Origin of the sequence: Microcoleus sp. T3_A4, from assembly GCF_036700465.1 — a bacterium.
Classification (GTDB): domain Bacteria; phylum Cyanobacteriota; class Cyanobacteriia; order Cyanobacteriales; family Microcoleaceae; genus Microcoleus.
In genome coordinates this window covers 1-19,358 of the sequence record NZ_JAUBOY010000042.1, presented here as the reverse complement: position 1 = coordinate 19,358, position 19,358 = coordinate 1, and the positions used below count along the sequence as shown (strand labels likewise).

The 19,358-nt window shown below is 49.7% G+C and carries 9 protein-coding genes; 8 read left to right on the top strand and 1 reads right to left on the bottom strand.

The annotated features are described in order from the left end of the window. The first annotated feature begins 83 nt into the window (after positions 1-83). The 5 genes from QUA07_RS22040 (at position 84) to QUA07_RS22020 (ending at position 12,622) form a co-directional block, all read left to right on the top strand. Complete coding sequence (locus tag QUA07_RS22040) at positions 84-863, top strand: TatD family hydrolase (protein WP_333329228.1); 780 nt, start codon at positions 84-86, stop codon at positions 861-863. A gap of 602 nt (positions 864-1,465) precedes the next feature. After that, a complete protein-coding gene (gene rpoB, locus QUA07_RS22035; protein WP_333054817.1) occupies positions 1,466-4,852 on the top strand; it encodes a DNA-directed RNA polymerase subunit beta in 3,387 nt (1,128 codons plus the stop codon). A 148-nt stretch (positions 4,853-5,000) separates the two neighbouring features. Beyond that, positions 5,001-6,092 carry an HNH endonuclease gene (locus tag QUA07_RS22030; protein WP_333329225.1) on the top strand — a complete coding sequence of 364 codons (1,092 nt, stop codon included), beginning with the start codon at positions 5,001-5,003 and terminating at the stop codon, positions 6,090-6,092. Between the two features lie 84 nt (positions 6,093-6,176). Then, entirely contained in the window at positions 6,177-8,051 is a 1,875-nt protein-coding gene (locus tag QUA07_RS22025; RefSeq protein WP_333255258.1) for a DNA-directed RNA polymerase subunit gamma, read from the top strand. 437 nt (positions 8,052-8,488) lie between these two features. Further along, positions 8,489-12,622: a DNA-directed RNA polymerase subunit beta'' gene (locus tag QUA07_RS22020; protein ID WP_333329222.1), complete on the top strand. Its 4,134-nt coding sequence runs from the start codon at positions 8,489-8,491 to the stop codon at positions 12,620-12,622. 312 nt (positions 12,623-12,934) lie between these two features. On the opposite strand, the gene QUA07_RS22015 is transcribed toward QUA07_RS22020, so the two are convergent. Further along, the gene (locus QUA07_RS22015; RefSeq protein WP_006632892.1) at positions 12,935-13,330 is read right to left on the bottom strand and encodes a response regulator; all 396 of its coding nucleotides are present in this window, start codon (positions 13,328-13,330) and stop codon (positions 12,935-12,937) included. Positions 13,331-14,855: 1,525 nt separating this feature from the next. On the opposite strand from QUA07_RS22015, the gene QUA07_RS22010 reads away from it, so the two are divergent. The 3 genes from QUA07_RS22010 (at position 14,856) to QUA07_RS22000 (ending at position 19,211) form a co-directional block, all read left to right on the top strand. Next, complete coding sequence (locus QUA07_RS22010; RefSeq protein WP_333329219.1) at positions 14,856-17,408, top strand: DNA topoisomerase (ATP-hydrolyzing); 2,553 nt, start codon at positions 14,856-14,858, stop codon at positions 17,406-17,408. Positions 17,409-17,502: 94 nt separating this feature from the next. Beyond that, positions 17,503-18,933: an ABC transporter ATP-binding protein gene (locus QUA07_RS22005; protein ID WP_333329215.1), complete on the top strand. Its 1,431-nt coding sequence runs from the start codon at positions 17,503-17,505 to the stop codon at positions 18,931-18,933. A gap of 125 nt (positions 18,934-19,058) precedes the next feature. Then, complete coding sequence (locus tag QUA07_RS22000) at positions 19,059-19,211, top strand: high light inducible protein (RefSeq protein WP_015179166.1); 153 nt, start codon at positions 19,059-19,061, stop codon at positions 19,209-19,211. The last annotated feature ends 147 nt before the right edge of the window (positions 19,212-19,358 follow it).

Genomic DNA, 19,358 nt, shown 5'->3' with positions numbered 1-19,358 from the left:
CACTCCCACTCCCAGACTCTCTCACTCCCCCCTCGCACTATCCCACCAGGACTCTCCCGTATCACCTCTAATCTGCTTCCCCCATGCAGCTCATCGACACTCACGTTCATATCAACTTTGAAATCTACAAATCTGAGTTAGAAGCCATTCGAGAACGCTGGCGCGAAGCTGGTGTAGTTCGGCTGGTTCATTCTTGTGTAGAGCCAGAAGAGTTTGCCGGCATTCAAGCAATCGCCAACCAGTTTGCAGAAGTGTCCTTTGCGGTGGGACTCCACCCCCTAGATGCCGAGAAGTGGAAAGACGAGACTGCAAGCCAGATTAGGGAATTAGCAAGTTCGGACTCTAGGGTAGTGGCGATCGGCGAAACCGGACTGGACTTTTATAAAGCTGACGATCGAGAACACCAGTTTAAAGTGTTTGAGGCACAGCTTGAAATCGCCCAGGAACTTGACAAACCAGTCATTATCCACTGTCGCGACGCCGCCGCCCCAATGGCCGAAATGCTGAGGAACTTTTGGCAAACACGGGGGCCAGTGCGCGGGGTTATGCATTGCTGGGGAGGCACACCCGAAGAAACCCAGTGGTTCTTAGACCTAGGTTTCTACATTAGTTTTAGCGGAACAGTCACCTTTAAAAAAGCCTTGCAAATACAAGAATCAGCTTGTATGGTAAATAGCGATCGCATCCTAGTCGAGACAGATTGCCCTTTTCTCGCCCCCGTACCCCAGCGGGGAAAACGCAACGAACCAGCCTATGTCTACTACGTAGCCGAGCAAGTTGCTAAATTGAGAGGAGTTTCTCTCTTAACTTTGTCCCAGCAGACAACCGAAAATGCCTGTCAGCTATTCGGCTTTTCAGTTTAGTTATAGCAGAACAGAGAAACGAGGAAAACAGGTCGATTTAGGAGCCAGCGCTCAGGACAATCCCATTTCTATCCTGCCAGAAAAACCGGATTCATCCTTTATTGGAGATTCTTTTGGCGTTGCCTGTTGCGATCGGATTTGCGTCCTATAATAAAAAGAACCAACCGATCGGGCGTTGGCTTAGTATCCGCGACTACGATGTCGTCCAGGAACTACCAACACAACGCGAGTACGCTAACCTTCGGGATCGGTCAAAACTTCACGCAATACCTCAAACTTACACACTCAAACTTACACATCAGAAGAAACTTGGAACCTCAGCAATTTGGCAATAGCTGTCAAGTCAATTTTAGGAGTCAAAAGTGTAGGGAATTCACCCCGGGATACTACGAGATCAGAGCTAAAAGCATCTCGATCGAAACTAAAATCCGCACAAAAATACTGCGACCTACCAGCAATAATAACCGTTGCAGCAGTTGGCAGGCGATCGAAAACATCATATAAATTCTCTCACACAATCCATCAAAAAAACGCAACAAGGTAAAAAAGCCCAGCCTTGGCGCCATGTAAAAAGCTAGAGCCACTGCGGAAAAAGGACACCCATGACCACTAAAGATTACACAGAATTCGCCTTCACCTTGCCCGACCTGATCGAAATCCAGCGGGCAAGTTTTCGCTGGTTTCTAGAAGCCGGGCTGATCGAAGAACTCGACAGCTTCTCCCCGATTACAGACTACACGGGCAAGCTGGAACTCCACTTCATGGGCAAAGACTTCAAACTCAAGCGCCCCAAATATGATGTGGACGAAGCCAAGCGCAGGGACAGCACCTACTCGGTGCAAATGTACGTCCCCACCCGCCTGATTAACAAAGAAACAGGGGAAATCAAAGAACAAGAAGTCTTCATCGGCGACTTGCCGTTGATGACCGAGCGCGGCACTTTCATTATCAACGGCGCCGAACGGGTCATCGTCAACCAAATCGTGCGTTCCCCCGGCGTGTACTACAAATCGGAAACCGACAAAAACGGTCGCCGTTCCTATAACGCCTCGCTCATCCCTAACCGTGGCGCGTGGCTCAAGTTCGAGACAGACAAAAACGATTTAGTCTGGGTCAGAATCGACAAAACCCGCAAACTCTCAGCCCAGGTGCTGCTCAAAGCCCTAGGACTCACAGACGGCGAAATCTACGACTCACTCCGCCACCCGGAATACTTCCAAAAGACGATCGAGAAAGAAGGACAATTCGGCGAAGAAGAAGCTTTGATGGAGCTCTACCGCAAACTCCGTCCAGGCGAGCCCCCCACCGTGGCGGGCGGCGAACAGCTCCTCAACTCGCGCTTTTTCGACCCCAAACGCTACGATTTGGGCCGAGTCGGCCGGTACAAACTCAACAAAAAATTGCGCTTGACAGTCCCCGATACAACGCGGGTGCTGACATCGCAAGATATCTTGACCGCGATCGACTACTTAATTAACCTCGAATTCGACATCGGCTCCACCGACGACATCGACCACTTAGGCAACCGTCGCGTCCGCAGTGTCGGAGAACTGCTGCAAAACCAAGTGCGCGTCGGACTCAACCGCTTAGAACGGATCATCCGCGAAAGAATGACCGTCTCGGATGCCGACTCCCTCAGCCCCGCTTCTCTGGTCAACCCCAAACCGCTGGTAGCAGCAATCAAGGAATTCTTCGGTTCCTCCCAGCTATCGCAGTTCATGGATCAAACCAACCCTCTGGCTGAACTGACTCACAAACGTCGGCTTTCCGCCTTGGGCCCTGGAGGTCTGACTCGGGAACGCGCCGGGTTTGCAGTACGGGACATTCACCCGTCCCACTACGGCCGGATTTGCCCGATCGAAACACCAGAAGGTCCCAACGCCGGTCTGATCGGTTCCTTGGCAACCCACGCCCGCGTCAACCCTTACGGCTTCATCGAAACTCCTTTTTATCCAGTAGAAAAAGGACGGGTGCTGCGCGACAAAGCCCCTGTTTACATGACAGCCGACGAAGAAGACGATTTGCGCGTCGCCCCCGGAGACATCAGCCTCGACGAAAACAACAACCTCTTGGGCGAAACCGTAGCCGTCCGCTACCGCCAAGAGTTTACTACCACCACTCCGATGCAGGTGGACTACATGGCGATTTCGCCCGTGCAAATCGTCTCCGTAGCGACATCGCTGATTCCGTTCTTGGAACACGACGACGCCAACCGAGCTCTGATGGGATCGAATATGCAGCGGCAAGCTGTGCCGCTACTGAAACCAGAACGGCCCCTAGTTGGTACGGGCTTGGAAGCTCAGGCCGCCCGAGATTCCGGGATGGTTGTGGTTTCCCGGATCGACGGCGAGGTGATTTACATCGACGCTACCCGGATTATTGTCAAACCCCTGGCTGTAGATGCCGAATCGAATTCCAGCGAAGAACATTTCCTGATTAAGGAATACGACGATCTCAAAGTCAAACAGCCCTCGGTTTGGAAGCAAAAATATGCTGGCTGCATCGAACACGAACTGCAAAAATATCAGCGTTCTAACCAAGATACTTGTTTAAACCAGCGTCCGCTGATTTATGAGGGCGATCGCGTCGTAGCAGGTCAAGTGCTCGCCGACGGTTCCTCCACCGAAGGGGCAGAACTCGCTCTGGGTCACAACATCCTCGTAGCTTATATGCCTTGGGAAGGCTACAACTACGAAGACGCGATGCTAATCAGCGAGCGTTTAGTGTACGAAGATGTGTACACTTCGATCCACATTGAAAAATACGAAATCGAAGCCCGTCAAACTAAACTCGGCCCAGAAGAAATCACCCGCGAAATTCCTAACGTCGGCGAAGACGCGCTGCGCCAGCTAGACGAACAAGGAATTATCCGCAAAGGTGCCTGGGTAGAAGCCAGCGACATCCTAGTCGGCAAAGTCACCCCCAAAGGCGAATCCGACCAACCGCCGGAAGAAAAACTGCTGAGGGCAATCTTCGGCGAAAAAGCCCGCGACGTGCGCGACAATTCCCTCCGCGTCCCTAACGGCGAAAAAGGCCGCGTGGTGGATGTGCGGGTGTTTACCCGCGAACAGGGCGACGAACTGCCCCCCGGCGCCAACATGGTCGTCCGCGTCTACGTAGCTCAAAAGCGGAAGATTCAAGTCGGCGACAAAATGGCCGGCCGCCACGGAAATAAGGGTATTGTGTCCCGGATTCTGCCGATGGAGGATATGCCTTATTTGCCCGACGGGACTCCGGTTGACATAGTGCTCAATCCCTTGGGCGTACCGTCGCGGATGAACGTAGGTCAGATTTTTGAGTGCTTGCTGGGATGGGCGGGCGAAAATCTGTCGATGCGGTTCAAGATGGTGCCTTTTGATGAAATGCACGGCGCTGAAAAGTCGCGGGAAACCGTACACGGCAAGCTACAGGAGGCACGCGAAAAAACTGGCAAGCCTTGGGTGTTTAACGAAAAGCACCCCGGCAAGACTATTGTCTACGATGGCCGAACTGGGGAACCGTTCGATCGCCCGATCACAGTCGGCATCGCTTATATGCTGAAGCTGGTTCACTTGGTAGACGATAAGATCCACGCCCGTAGCACAGGCCCTTACTCGCTGGTAACGCAGCAGCCTTTGGGCGGCAAAGCGCAGCAAGGGGGTCAGCGGTTCGGAGAAATGGAAGTCTGGGCTCTGGAAGCGTTCGGCGCAGCTTATACTTTGCAAGAGTTGCTGACTGTGAAGTCGGACGATATGCAGGGGCGGAATGAAGCGCTGAATGCGATCGTCAAAGGCAAAGCTATTCCGCGCCCCGGTACGCCGGAATCTTTCAAGGTGCTGATGCGGGAGTTGCAGTCTTTGTGCTTGGATATTGCTGTGCACAAGGTGAATACGTCCGACGAGGGCAGCGAGCACGTTGAGGTGGATTTGATGGCAGATGCTGGGGGCAAGCGATCGCCCTCCCGGCCTACTTACGAATCGCTTTCTCGTGACGAACTTGACGAGGATTAGGCATTAAAGATTAAAGATTAAAGATTAAAGATTTTTTGACAGCCTTCAATTCTTTAATTTTTAATCGACAATCTAAAATTAAAATGCCTCAGCAGTGTTCGTACCACTGCTGAGGCGAATCAACGCTCTAAACAGGAGAGACGCTGACATGACTATTGTAACAGTTGTCCCAGGAATTCAAGGAGAAGTTGACCGGGCGACGGGCTGTATTAACTGGCAAGGGAGCAAGCTGAAAAATGGTTACGGGCGCAAGTGGATCGAGGGCAAAACGGTATTAGTCCACCGATTAGTGCTCGAATCAAAAATACCAGGATTTCTAGATTCCGGTTATTTTGCTTGCCACATCTGCGACAATCCAAGCTGCATCAACCCAGCACATCTCGTAGCTGGAACTGCGGCTGAGAATACGCAGCAGATGATGGGGCTCGCTCGCAAAACTCCCCGACGCAAAAGTATTCCCGGTATTGGTAAACTATCGATCGAACAACTGCGGGAAATTCAGCGTAAATATTTAGCTGGAACCATCAAAAGCCACCTAATAAAAGAGTATGGCGTACAGTATGACACTATTACTAAGATACTTCAGGCAAAAATCCCCCATAACTTCACTACAGTTCCCCCCGGTTTTGTAGGAGAAATTCAAGACAGCGGCTGCATAATTTTTCAAGGTGCAAAGGATGGTCAAGGTGGTTATGGCAGGTACTTTAAAAATGGGAAATCCCAATCAGTTACTCGTGCTGTTTTAGCAGAGAAATTAGGATGTGAAATTCCCACTTCGATGGATGCTTGTCATACCTGCGATAATCCCAGTTGTATTAATCCAGAACACCTTTGGGGTGGAACTCGCACTCAAAATTTATTAGATGCTTCTAAGAAAGGACGCACTCAAGGCAAAAGTCATCCCCTTTCCAATGCCAAATTAGACTGGGAAAAGGTGCGAGAAATTAGGCAAAAACTAGCAGCAGGAGAGAGAGTGAAGGATGTAGCTCAAGAATACAGTGTTGGTCGCAAAACCATACACGATATTAAGTATCACGTCACTTGGAAGGAAGCAGGCGAAGAGGTTCCAGTTCCTCGCATGGGTGGATATCTCGATCGCAAATTGACTTTCGAGCAAGCTCTTGAGGTACGAAAAAGAATTAGAGCGAGAGAATCAATCTCTAAAATCGCTGATGACTTTGGAGTATCGTCAAGTGTCATCTCTGATATTAAAAATCACGTCACATATAGAGGAGTATAACATTGATTTAAGCCGTGAAACAAGCAACCAAAAAAGATAAACAACCACAAATAATCGACTGTAAATTATTAATTGGAGTCAAGAATGGCTAAAATAGAACAACGCTTTGATTACGTCAAGATTGGGTTAGCTTCACCAGAAAGAATTCGACAGTGGGGAGAGAGAACTTTACCCAACGGTCAGATTACTGGAGAGGTGACAAAACCGGAGACCATAAATTATCGCACGTTAAAACCTGAAATGGATGGCTTGTTTTGCGAGCGCATTTTTGGGCCTGCAAAAGATTGGGAATGTCATTGTGGGAAGTACAAACGAGTTCGCCATAGAGGCATTGTTTGCGAAAGATGCGGTGTAGAAGTCACTGAATCTCGCGTCCGCCGTCACCGGATGGGATTTATCAAATTAGCAGCTCCAGTAGCTCACGTTTGGTATCTCAAAGGCATCCCGAGTTACATGGCAATTCTGTTAGATATGCCGCTCCGAGATGTGGAACAAATCGTTTATTTCAATGCCTACGTTGTCCTCAATGCAGGTAATGCCGAAAAACTGCAATACAAGCAATTGCTCACGGAAGATGCTTGGTTGGAAATTGAAGACGAACTTTACAGCGAAGATTCCACGCTGACGGGCGTAGAAGTAGGCATAGGTGCTGAAGCTTTGCAAGTTTTGCTGCAAAATATTCCGCTAGAAAGTGAAGCGGAAAAGTTGCGGGAAGATATTGCTAATGCTAAAGGTCAAAAACGGGCAAAGTTAATTAAACGCTTGCGGGTAATTGACAACTTCATCGCTACGGGATCTCAACCCGATTGGATGGTACTCAACGTGATTCCGGTGATTCCCCCGGACTTGCGGCCGATGGTGCAGTTAGACGGCGGGCGTTTTGCAACGAGCGACCTCAACGACCTCTATCGGAGAGTCATCAACCGCAATAACCGCTTGGCGAGACTGCAAGAAATTCTGGCACCAGAGATTATCATCCGCAACGAAAAGCGGATGCTGCAAGAAGCTGTGGATGCGCTGATTGACAACGGTCGCCGGGGCCGGACAGTGGTGGGGGCAAACAACCGCCCGCTGAAGTCGCTGTCGGACATCATTGAAGGGAAACAAGGTCGCTTCCGGCAAAACTTGCTGGGGAAACGGGTTGACTACTCCGGGCGTTCGGTGATTGTGGTGGGGCCGAAACTGAAAATTCATCAGTGCGGTTTGCCGAGGGAAATGGCGATCGAACTTTTCCAGCCTTTCGTAATCCACCGCTTGATCCGCCAAGGATTGGTCAACAACATCAAAGCTGCCAAAAAACTGATCCAGCGCAACGATCCCAGTGTTTGGGACGTGCTTCAGGAGGTGATTGAAGGACACCCGGTAATGCTAAACCGGGCGCCGACGCTGCACCGTTTGGGGATTCAAGCCTTTGAGCCAATTTTGGTGGACGGGAGGGCTATTCAGCTTCACCCGCTAGTCTGTCCGGCTTTTAACGCTGACTTTGACGGCGACCAAATGGCAGTGCACGTGCCTTTGTCTCTGGAATCTCAGGCGGAAGCGCGCTTGCTGATGCTGGCTTCTAACAACATTATGTCGCCGGCAACCGGAAGACCGATCGTTACTCCTTCTCAAGATATGGTGCTCGGTTGCTATTACTTGACAGCCGAAAATCCTGACGCTCAAAAAGGAGCCGGTCACTATTTTTCCAACCTTACCGACGCGGTTGTAGCTTACGAACAAGGAATCGTTGACTTGCACTCTTATGTGTGGGTGAGGTTTCAAGGCGCTATAGAAAACGCAGAACCAGAGGGAGAACCGCTGAAAGTGGAACGCTCTACCGACGGTATAGTGACGAAAGAATACAAGTTCCGCCGGGTTCGGGAAGACGGAGAGGGCAAGGTTCTCAATCAGTTCATTCGCACTACCCCGGGCCGGATTATCTATCACCAAACCATCGAATCGGTAATTAACAATTAGAAAGGGGTAAGGGGTAAGAGGTAATTGATAAGAGGTAATGGGTAATAACTGAGAAATAATCGCTAACAAATAATAGTGATTGCAACCGGAAAATTCACCCATTACTACTTACAAATACTTTCAGCGACGCGGTGACTGAGCAAAGTCTAAGGGCAGTAAAAGTTACCAATTACCAATTAAGTAAGTAGGTGCAAATAAACTTTATTATGGGAAGGGCAGGTGAGTCGATTCATCTCCTAGCCGAAGCTCCGGTTCCTTATACGCTAAACCAGCCCCTACAAAAGGCTCGTTGTTTTTTCCCGTCGCTGTACTTATCAATTACCACTTACCACTTACCAATTACCAATACTTCGGCTACGTTCTGAAACCTTGGGCTTCGCTCAGGAGAACCGATGTCGAACGGCAGTAAAAGTTACCAATTACCACTACTCAGAAAAATGACAGAAAATAAGGAAATTGTTTTTCGCAATCGAGTTGTTGACAAAGGTCAGCTCAAAAAATTAATCTCTTGGTCTTTCATGCACTACGGAACGGCCCGTACAGCGCAAATGGCAGATAAACTCAAAGACTTGGGTTTCCGCTTTGCGACACGAGCGGGAGTTTCGATTAGCGTAGACGACCTGCAAGTGCCCCCGTCAAAACGATCGCTCCTCGATGCCGCCGAAGAAGAAATCCGCATCACCGAACAAAAATACACCAGAGGTGAAATCACCGAAGTCGAACGCTTCCAAAAAGTAATCGACACCTGGAACAGCACCTCAGAAGACCTCAAAGACGAAGTAGTCAAAAACTTCCGAGCCACAGACCCCCTAAACTCCGTCTACATGATGGCCTTCTCCGGGGCGCGGGGAAACATTTCTCAAGTGCGGCAGCTAGTCGGAATGCGCGGACTGATGGCTGACCCCCAAGGAGAAATCATCGACTTGCCAATTAAAACCAATTTCCGCGAAGGACTCACCGTCACCGAATACATCATCTCTTCCTACGGTGCGCGCAAAGGCTTGGTAGATACAGCCTTGCGGACAGCAGACTCTGGCTATCTTACCCGTCGTTTGGTGGATGTATCCCAAGACGTAATTGTGCGGGAAGTAGACTGCGGCACCCAGCGCGGAATTCGAGTACGGCCGATGACGGACGGAGCAACCGTGCTGATACCCCTCAAGGACAGGCTGCTAGGGCGGGTGTTCGCCAAAGATGTGGTCCACCCCAAAACCGGGGAAATCGTGTCTTACGGCAGCGAAAAAGCCGTGCGAAATCAGCCAATTACCGAGGAGTTGGCGACGGAAATTGGTAACGCTGGGGTGGCAGAGGTGTATTTACGATCGCCCCTGACTTGTGAATCTACCCGATCGGTTTGTCAGCACTGCTACGGCTGGAGTCTCGCCCACTTGAAAATGGTGGACATGGGAGAAGCGATCGGGATTATTGCAGCTCAGTCGATCGGGGAACCCGGAACCCAGCTCACCATGCGTACCTTCCACACGGGCGGCGTATTCACCGGAGAAGTCGCCAAACAAGAACGCGCCCCCTTCCCCGGTGTAGTGAAATTCAAGAACTTGCGTACTCGCTCGTTCCGCACCAGACACGGCGAAGAAGCACTGGTGGCAGAAAACAACGGCAAACTTGTATTTGAGGGCGACGGATTTGAAGAAGGGAAATCCGGCGCTAAAAATCAAAAACTGAAAATCGAATTGGCGATCGTCCAGGGTTCTACTCTGATGGTCAAAGACGGACAGCGCGCCATTCCCGGTCAAGTTTTAGCAGAAGTGCCGATCCTCGGTCGCGCCGCCCGCAAAACTACGGAAAAAGTGACTACAGACGTGGCTTCCGACTTAGCCGGAGAAGCCAAATTTGCTGATTTGGTGCCAGAAGAAAAAACCGACCGCCAAGGGAACACCACCCGCACAGCCAGCAAAGGCGGGCTGATTTGGATTCTCTCAGGAGAGGTCTACAACTTGCCCCCAGGCGCGGAACCGGCAGTGAAAAATGGCGATCGCATTCCGGCCGAAAGCGTGATTGCCGAAACTAAACTCGTCTCCGAACACGGTGGCGTAGTCCGCATCGCTGACCCCAGAGAAATTGAAATTATCACCGCCCAAGTCCTGCTCGACCAAGCAGTAGTGCGGGCTGAAAGCGCAGGTGGCCGCGACCACTACACGATCGAAACCGCTTCTAAGCAGCGGTTTTCCCTGAAGACGGCTCCTGGGAGCAAAGTGATTAACGGGGAAGTCGTCGCCGAACTGCTCGACGACAGCTACCGCACAGCTACAGGGGGCATTGTCAAGTACGGGGGCGTGGAAGTCCACAAGCGCGGCAAAGCTAAACTTGGCTACGAAGTCGTTAAAGGCGGCACTCTGCTCTGGATACCGGAAGAGTGCCATGAGGTAAATAAAGATATTTCATTGCTGCTGGTGGAAGACGGCCAGTACGTTGAGGCCGGTACAGAAGTCGTTAAGGATATTTTCTGCCAAACCAGCGGGGCAGTGGAAATCACTCAGAAAAATGACATCCTCCGGGAAATTGTGATCAAACCGGGCACACTCCATGTAGTAGACCGCCCGCCGCTAACATTTGGTGAAGGTCAAATCGTCAACGCCGGTCAAGAAATTTTCCCTGGCTTGGTTGCCGAAGAGTTGGGCTATGCGGAGTATATCGAAACTCCCGAAGGCCCGGCTTTGCTGCTGCGGCCTGTGGTGGAGTTTCCAGTGCCGGATAAGCCACCTGTGCCTTCTCAAACGGCGCTCAATGAGTCAATCTCTTTGAAAGCGGTGCAGCGACTTCCTTATAAGGATGGGGAGCGCGTCAAATCTGTCGAGGGATTGGAACTGCTGCGGACTCAGCTTATTTTAGAAATAGGTTCGGGAGCTCCGCAACTGGCGGCGGATATCGAGCTGCTGCCGGATGAGGATGATGCTATGGCTTTTGGGGCGGACGGTTCGGGCCCGGCTTGGGGTTCGCCTGAAGACGCTAGTGCGTCGCAAGAGTTGGCGATGGCTGTGGCTGATGGGGGCGATCGAGTTTCCAAGACTTTCCGCTTGCAGCTAGTGATTTTGGAATCGCTAGTGATTCGGCGGGACGTGTCTGCCGATCCGACTCAAGGCAGCACTCACACGCGGCTGTTGGTCGAAGATGGGCAGTCGATCGCGCCCGGGGCAGTAGTCGCCCGCACCGAGATTCTCTGCAAAGAAGCGGGTATCGTTCGAGGCATCCGTGAGGGGCATGGCGAACCAGTGCGCCGACTGTTGGTGATGCGAGATGCGGATTCTATTTCGATCTCTGTGGCGGGTACGCCGGATGTGAGTCCGGGTCAACTGCTGGTGGCTGGTACCGAAATAGCTCCGGGGGTTGTTCTCGAAGAGTCCGGGCAAGTTGTGAAGGTTGTACCTGCGTCGGAGACAGAACCGGCGAAACTCTTGCTCAGGGTGGCTCGCCCTTACCGGGTTTCGGCGGGTGCGGTGCTGCACGTAGACGACGGCGACTTGGTGCAGCGGGGTGACAATTTGGTGATTCTGGTGTTTGAGCGGGCAAAGACTGGGGATATCATTCAGGGTTTGCCACGGATTGAGGAACTTCTTGAAGGGCGGAAGCCGAAGGAAGCTTGTATTTTAGCCAAGCGGCCAGGGACGGCTCGTGTGGTTACGGATGACGATGTTGTGGAACTTGCGGTGATTGAGGATGATGGCCGCATTGAGGAGTATCCTTTGTTGCCCGGTCAAAATCCGATCGTTTCTGACGGACAGCGCGTAGGCGTCGCCGAAGCTTTGACCGACGGGCCTGCTAACCCTCACGAAATTCTGGAGGTGTTCTTCCACGTGCTCAAGGAGCGACAGTCTACTTTTGAGGCTGCCTTGGAGAGTTTCCAACAGGTGCAGACGTTTTTGGTGAATGAGGTGCAGTCGGTTTATCAGTCTCAGGGCGTGGATATTTCTGACAAGCACATCGAGGTGATTGTCCGCCAGATGACCAACAAAGTCAGGATGGAAGATGGGGGCGATACTACTATGCTCCCCGGCGAGTTGGTAGAATTGCGGCAGGTTGAGCAGGTGAATGAGGCGATGTCAATTACTGGTGGAGCGCCGGCGGATTATACTCCGGTGTTGCTGGGGATTACTAAGGCTTCGCTGAATACTGATAGCTTTATTTCCGCTGCTTCGTTCCAGGAGACTACGCGGGTGTTGACTGAGGCTGCGATCGAAGGTAAGTCTGACTGGCTCCGGGGGCTGAAGGAAAATGTGATTATCGGCCGCCTGATTCCTGCGGGTACTGGGTTCAATGCCTATGAAGATGCTGGGGTTCAGGATGCTGGTTTTGATGGTGCTGTGTTTGATGACGACATCCACGATTTACAGGAGGATGTGGTACTTGATGACCGAACTGCGCGTCGTGCTTATACGATCGAGAGCGGTTATGAGATCGGGCGCCCGTCTGATCTTGAGCCTGATGAGGATTTTGAGGAAGTTGAGGTTGATGAGGACGAGTTTGTCGCTGAGACTGAGGATGATGCCTTGGGACCTGATGTGGACGATGATGATGATGATATCGGTTTTGACTTCGATGAGGACGAAGACTAATCATAGTTTTGAGATTGCATGAATGAGTGAACAGCGTTGCGCTCGCTGAGGATAACTTGCTTCCTCGCCGCAACGCACACTTCGATTTCACTCGTCATAAAAATCTCAAATTTTTCCTCACAAATTACAAGTGCGAACGCATAGCATTGTGTAGTCGGGACATCGAAAGGAAGAAGGAAGAAGGAAGATTCAGAGTTTAAGCAAACTTTGTAATTCTAGAGTTTTAATTGTTTGTTGGTTCAAACAAACAATTCTTTCTTCCTGCTTCCTTTTTCCTTCTTCCTTCTTATTCCTTCTTCATGGATGGTTCACTCAATCAGGCAGCAAAGCCTTGATTTGATTAACAAACTCTTGATGGTCTACCACAGGTTTAGAGATGTAACCGTCGGCACCGCTTTGATCCAGAAATGTTTCTTTATCACCAGCCATCGCGTGAGCAGTCACCAAAATAATCGGCAGCGAGGCCGTTTGCGGGTCAGCTTTGAGCAGTTGAGTAATCTTAATCCCGTCAACAGATTTGCCCTGGTACACGCTGCGCGAAAGAGACACATCCATTAAAATCAAATCAGCTTCGCCGTTGGCAGCAATCTGCATCACCTCTTCAACATTTTCCGTATGCTTCACGGCTAAGCCCCCCCGCTTAGTCAGAATTTTGGAAAAAACCCGAGCATTAACCAAATCGTCCTCTACAATCAGAACGGTTTTCATAAATAAATATGGGAATTATAGAAACTTTGTGACTTTAGTCCAAAGAGGAACACGAGACGGGGACTACATTCCCCGTCAAAAATGCAGAGTTTTTAGCGCCATCAGCCGGGAACCCTGCAAAACCCGTATGTATATCCTTGAGCCACTAGCTGTGAGAGGGTTTACAGATGCCTAGAAGCATCCAGTACCATCATTTAGACTACTACACACAGACAGTTTAGTTGTTTTTTATAACTAGACCTGGCACTGGTGAGAGTCTCAAGATTCTCAGGTAGCAGGTTTCTAGTACAATCCAGGACGCATGGACGACGCCTCGAAACCTGGTTCTTGCTCGTTTCGGCGGGCTATAATGAACTATTGCTATGAAAATACCCGGTTTCTGACTACCCGTGCGTCCTGGACTTATAGTACCCTCTCTTTCGGTCAAGCCTCCAGCTTCTACCATTTTAGATTTTAGATTTTAGATTTTAGATTTTAGATTTTAGATTTTAGATTTTAGATTTTAGATTTTAGATTTTAGATGGGAACTGATTGACTGGATATCAGTTTGGATCACGGATCTACAGTTGCACTATTTTTTGAACTGGTATTAGATTCGGGAATGTGTGATAATTATTTTCTTTCTTCCTGATTAGAATCAAGCCATGTTTATTCACATACTCCCGTCGCCACCGCATTCAAAGTAGCGAATCTAGCGGGGATTGTTGGAGATTTTTAATTCTCAGTTTTAACCCCTCAAAACGGCTTAAAATATCGACGCTTCCGTTCATCTAGTGGATGTCAGACTAGGAGATATTGCCAGGAGAGCTTTTGACTGATGAATTATATCAATATGGCATTTTTGACACTCTCAGCGAGTCACGACCACGCTCTATGGTTGAATAAGCCCAAAAATGGGAGTTCACTCATAGTCCAGTCGCCTCTACACGATCAGAACAAGTACCAGTACCAGAGATATTCCAATTCCACTTACTTTTCTTTTTTAATACTTTCGGAGTCCATCACGCTTGCCAAAATACGATAAGCTCGATCGTCAACCATTGCTGCTTGATCCACGCTACGGCTGTACCGAGACGAGCTCAATCCGGGGTTTCTCCTGAATAAAATATTTCTTCGTGTAGATGGTTATTCCTAATTGCAATTAAATTCTATCATAGATTGACGGGGACTCCAGCCCCTCGTGACGCTTTCCTAGGAAGAGCTACAGCCTCACTACGTTCTGAGTTTCTGGCATTCCGTGTTTTCCTGTCTATTTACCTTCTGCCGTGAGAAGGTAAATAGACAGGTAGGCGCAAATGAAGGCAACATAGAGGTTAGGGTAAGAGTGGAGAGTAAGAGGCAAGTGCTGCCCGTCTTCGGGACTCTGATTCTGCTTTCACAAGTTAAGTTTATTTTTATTCTTCAACAGGGCGGTTGGGTCGAACTTTCGGTTCGCCTGCGGCAAACGCTTTTCAATCGAGACAGGCAACCTCGGCATTATTGACAGAGGCTGTTTTCACTCAGGAATTAACGGACACAAGGACTCATGGCTAAACAACTCAACCTACTTTCCGGGCAAGTAATTTCTACGCCTCTGCACGCCGAGATGCAGCAATCGTACCTCGAATATGCCATGAGTGTGATCGTCGGGCGAGCTTTGCCTGATGTCCGCGACGGTTTAAAACCAGTTCACCGTCGAATTTTATATGCGATGCACGAACTCGGTCTGACGCCAGACCGACCTTACCGTAAGTGCGCCCGGGTAGTTGGAGATGTTTTGGGAAAATATCACCCCCACGGCGACCAATCGGTTTACGACGCTCTGGTACGCATGGTTCAGGAGTTTTCGAGCCGCTATCCTTTACTGGCGGGTCACGGCAATTTCGGTTCGGTGGACAATGATCCGGCGGCTGCTATGCGCTATACGGAAACGAGGCTAGCACCGATCGCCCACGAAGCTATGCTAACCCAAGTCGGCGATGCAACAGTTGATTTTACTGCTAACTTTGACAGTTCCCAGCAGGAACCGACGGCGCTGCCTGCTCAGTTGCCGTTTCTGTTACTCAACGGCTGTACAGGCATTGCTGTGGGGATGGCAACTAATATCCCGCCGCACAATTTGGGGGAGGTGGTAGACGGTTTAATTGCTTTGATTGAAAACCCGGAACTATCCGACGAGAAGTTGATAGAACTGATTCCAGGCCCGGATTTTCCAACCGGAGGGGAAATCGTCGCTACAGAGGGCATTGTTGACGCCTACACTAAGGGTCGAGGCAGCATTGCGGTCAGGGGTGTGGCCGGGGTGGAAGAAGTGCCAGGTAATCGCAAGGTGCGTACTAAAACGGCGATCGTGGTGACGGAGTTTCCGTTTCAGGTAAATAAGGCGGCTTGGATTGAAAAGGTGGCGGAGTTGGTCAATGCTGGCCGCCTCGACGGTATTTCTGATTTGCGTGACGAGAGCGATCGCGAAGGCATTCGAGTGGTGATTGAACTCAAGCGGGAATTTACCCCTGAAGCGGTTCTCGCTCGCCTTTACCAACAAACTGACCTGCAAACAAATTTTGGGGCGATTTTGCTGGCAATTGTCAACGGTCAACCGCGACAGTTGACGCTCAGACAATTGTTGCAGGAATTTCTGGATTTCCGGGAAGTAACTCTTACCCGTCGCTACAATTACGAGTTGCAAGCTGCAGAACGCCGCTGTCATATTGTCCAAGGCTTAATGTTGGCTTTGACAAATCTCGATACCGCGATCGACATTCTCAGAAATTCTCCTGACGGCTCTACTGCTAAGCAAACTTTCCAAGTTCGCCTCAATTTGAGCGAAAGTCAAGCTGATGCGATTTTGGCGATGCCTATGCGTAGGCTGACTGGTTTGGAAAGGCAAAATTTGCAGTCTGAGTTTGATGAGTTGATGGCTAATATTCAAGAATTGCAGCGGTTGTTGAGCGACAGACGCGAACTTTTGAAGGCTTTAAAGAAGGAATTTCGATCGCTCAAACGCAAGTATGCTGACCCTCGCCGCACTAAATTCGCCAATGGAACTGCACGCGCAGCAAACGCCGAATCACAATTTTCTGGTAAGAAAAATTCTGGGGTCAAGCAGTTGTCGCCGGCAACGATTCAGCCGAACTTATTGCCCGTTCTAGAGCCAGAGGAAACTATAGTTGAATTTTCCCACAAGCAGTACGTGCGACGCTTGCCGACTGGGGAAAAGCCACGCTCGAAAAGTCGCGAAAAATCGGTTTCAGCTTTAGAAAAAAATGAAGATTTTATTGTGACGGCAAATCTGACGAAAACCGATCGCACTTTGGTCGTCTTAACTCCTAACGGCAAAGCTTACCCGCTGAAAGTGGCCGATATTCCTAGTAGTAGCGCCAAAGACCGGGGAACGCCGATCGTTAGTTTGTTGTCGCCGAGTGCTACTAAAGACAGTGCCGATCGCGCTTTGTCGGAAATCACAGTTGCACACTTTATTTTGCCGGAAAATTCGGAGGCGGCGGATTTAGTAACTCTGACTCAGCAAGGGAAAATTAAGCGCTTGGCGATGCAGGAATTTGCTGATTTGACTAATCGCGGCGTTACTGTTGTTAAACTCAAGGAGGACGATCGGCTGCGCTGTGCGAGTCTGGCTAAAATCGGCGAGCAAGTGGCGATCGCAACTTCAGGAGGCCGAGTCCTCCGGTTTGAGATCGATGATGAACAACTGCCACCAATGGGCCGCGCGGCCCAGGGATCTCAAGTAACCAGGTTGCGGAAGCAGGAACAGTTGGTGGGCTGCATCACTCTCGACCCGAACGACAGTCTGGTGCTATTTTCCGAGTTGGGTTGGGCAAAACGAATGCCTGCAGGTTCTGTCAGACTTACTAACCGGGGCGAAATTGGCACTCAAGCTTTTCGCTTCTCAGAGCCTAAAGATGCTTTAGTTGGCTTGCTGCAGGCTGTTCCGGGTACGGATGTCAAACTTTTTACTAATTCTGGCCGCCTGTTGCGATCGACTATTGATGGTATAGCTTTTTGGGGGAAAGATGCTGCGGGCGATCGAGTTTTTGACCTCAATCCGGGTGAAAGAATCATCAAAGTTATCAGCAGTCAATAGTCATTGGGCATTGGGCCTTGGGCATCGGGCATTGAGCAAGCCCCATGCCCAATCTAAAATCTCAAATCTCAAATCTCAAATCTCAAATTGTTTAATGGCGCAAGTTGTATTAGAAAATATCTACAAAAGTTTTCCGCTCCGCCAAGGAGAACAGGAAAAAGAAGCAAACACCCTCGCAGAAAATGTCTCGCCTATAGCCGATCGCCCTGCGTCTAACAGCGTTTTGCGGCGCATTAACCTGACGGTCGAAGACGGGGAATTCATGGTGTTGGTGGGGCCTTCTGGCTGCGGAAAAAGCACTTTGCTGCGCTCGATCGCCGGTTTGGAAGTTTTGACTGCCGGCAATATTTGGGTTGGCGATCGGCTCCTTAACGATTTGCCTCCTAAAGACCGAGATATCGCTATGGTATTTCAAAATTATGCTCTCTATCCTCACCTAACAGTTTACGATAATATCGCCTTTGGATTGCGTCGCTCGGAAAGGGAGAAAGACGAAAGAAGGAAGAAGGAAGAAGGAAGAAGGAAGAAGGAAGAAGGAAGAGGGAAGAAGGAAGAAGGGATAAGGGGGAAGATACAAGGAGAAGAAGGAAGCAGCCAGAAGATAGAAAAAATTAGGAATAAGCTAGAAGAGGTTATTAATTATTTAGCTTCTAATTATTTAAGAAATCCTCTTATTTATCTTTTGTTTGAGGACTTTTTAGGAGGAGCGACTCGCAAGTTGCCTCCGGGTTTGCGCTATTTGTCGGAACGGGAAAAGGCTGTAGGAAAACGAGTGCGAGAGGTAGCTGAATTATTGCAAATAGAATCTCTTTTAAATCGCTTACCAAAACAACTTTCGGGAGGGCAAAAGCAGCGCGTAGCTTTGGGTAGGGCGATGGCTAGGAATCCTGAAGTGTTTTTGATGGACGAACCGTTATCGAATCTGGATGCGAAATTGAGGGCGGAAACTCGATCGCAAATTGTGCAGTTGCAGCGACAGTTGGGAACTACAACTATTTATGTGACTCACGACCAAACTGAGGCGATGACTATGGGCGATCGGATTGCTATTATGAAGGTCGGCCAGATTCAGCAAGTAGCTCGACCTCTAGAGCTTTACAACAAGCCGGCTAATCTGTTTGTTGCTGAGTTTATCGGTTCTCCGCCGATGAATTTTTTGGCGGTGGAATTTAGTGCTCCGCTGTTGATTTCTCACCCGCAATTTCGCTTTACTTTACCCGATATTTGGGCTAAAAGTCTACAACAATATGACGGGCGAGGCCTAATTTTGGGCATTCGGCCGGAACATCTGAGCATTAACCCTCCGGCTACGAAAAATATTTCAGTACAAGTGGAAATTGTAGAGGCTTTGGGACATGAAACTTATTTGGGGGTTTGTTTGACGGATGCCCCGGCCGTGCGGATGCAAGTGCGGGTTCCTCCTGAGCGATCGATCCGAGTTGGCGAGGAGCTTTGGTTGGCCATCGCCCATGACAAAATTCACTTGTTCGACCCTGATACCGAGTTGGCTATTTTTCCTCGTTAGGCAAAATCATCAAGGTCGATCGACCGTTGTGACCGATGTCACTAATCACAAGCTTGCATTTTTATCAAGGAATGTTATATTTATTTACATAAGCCTTACACAAGTTAACGAAAGGAGTTCGCACTATGCAAGAACAAAAACGCAACGCTTGGAACTGGGGCTTCAGCGAAGGAGCCGAAAATTGGAACGGTCGTTTGGCGATGATTGGTTTCTCTGCCGCTGTCATCATCGAATTGGTTTCCGGTCAAGGTCTGCTTCACTTTTGGGGCGTGATGTAATTTTCTAGTTAAGACTTTTGTGACACTGCAAAGCTTGGGAGTTCCGTAACGGACTCCCAAAATTTTGACACCCACATTCCGCAGATATTCAAGCAGAAGGAAAGGAAGATAGATTCGGAGACACAAAACTCCCAAACGATTGCCGTG

Bases quoted from the DNA above. Each gene is read 5' to 3' on its own strand.
- rpoB (WP_333054817.1), top strand. From the start codon at position 1,466: ATGACCACTAAAGATTACACAGAATTCGCCTTCACCTTGCCCGACCTG.
- QUA07_RS22030 (WP_333329225.1), top strand. From the start codon at position 5,001: ATGACTATTGTAACAGTTGTCCCAGGAATTCAAGGAGAAGTTGACCGG.
- QUA07_RS22015 (WP_006632892.1), bottom strand. From the start codon at position 13,330: ATGAAAACCGTTCTGATTGTAGAGGACGATTTGGTTAATGCTCGGGTT.
- QUA07_RS22000 (WP_015179166.1), top strand. From the start codon at position 19,059: ATGCAAGAACAAAAACGCAACGCTTGGAACTGGGGCTTCAGCGAAGGA.
- QUA07_RS22025 (WP_333255258.1), top strand. From the start codon at position 6,177: ATGGCTAAAATAGAACAACGCTTTGATTACGTCAAGATTGGGTTAGCT.
- QUA07_RS22005 (WP_333329215.1), top strand. From the start codon at position 17,503: ATGGCGCAAGTTGTATTAGAAAATATCTACAAAAGTTTTCCGCTCCGC.
- QUA07_RS22020 (WP_333329222.1), top strand. From the start codon at position 8,489: ATGACAGAAAATAAGGAAATTGTTTTTCGCAATCGAGTTGTTGACAAA.
- QUA07_RS22010 (WP_333329219.1), top strand. From the start codon at position 14,856: ATGGCTAAACAACTCAACCTACTTTCCGGGCAAGTAATTTCTACGCCT.
- QUA07_RS22040 (WP_333329228.1), top strand. From the start codon at position 84: ATGCAGCTCATCGACACTCACGTTCATATCAACTTTGAAATCTACAAA.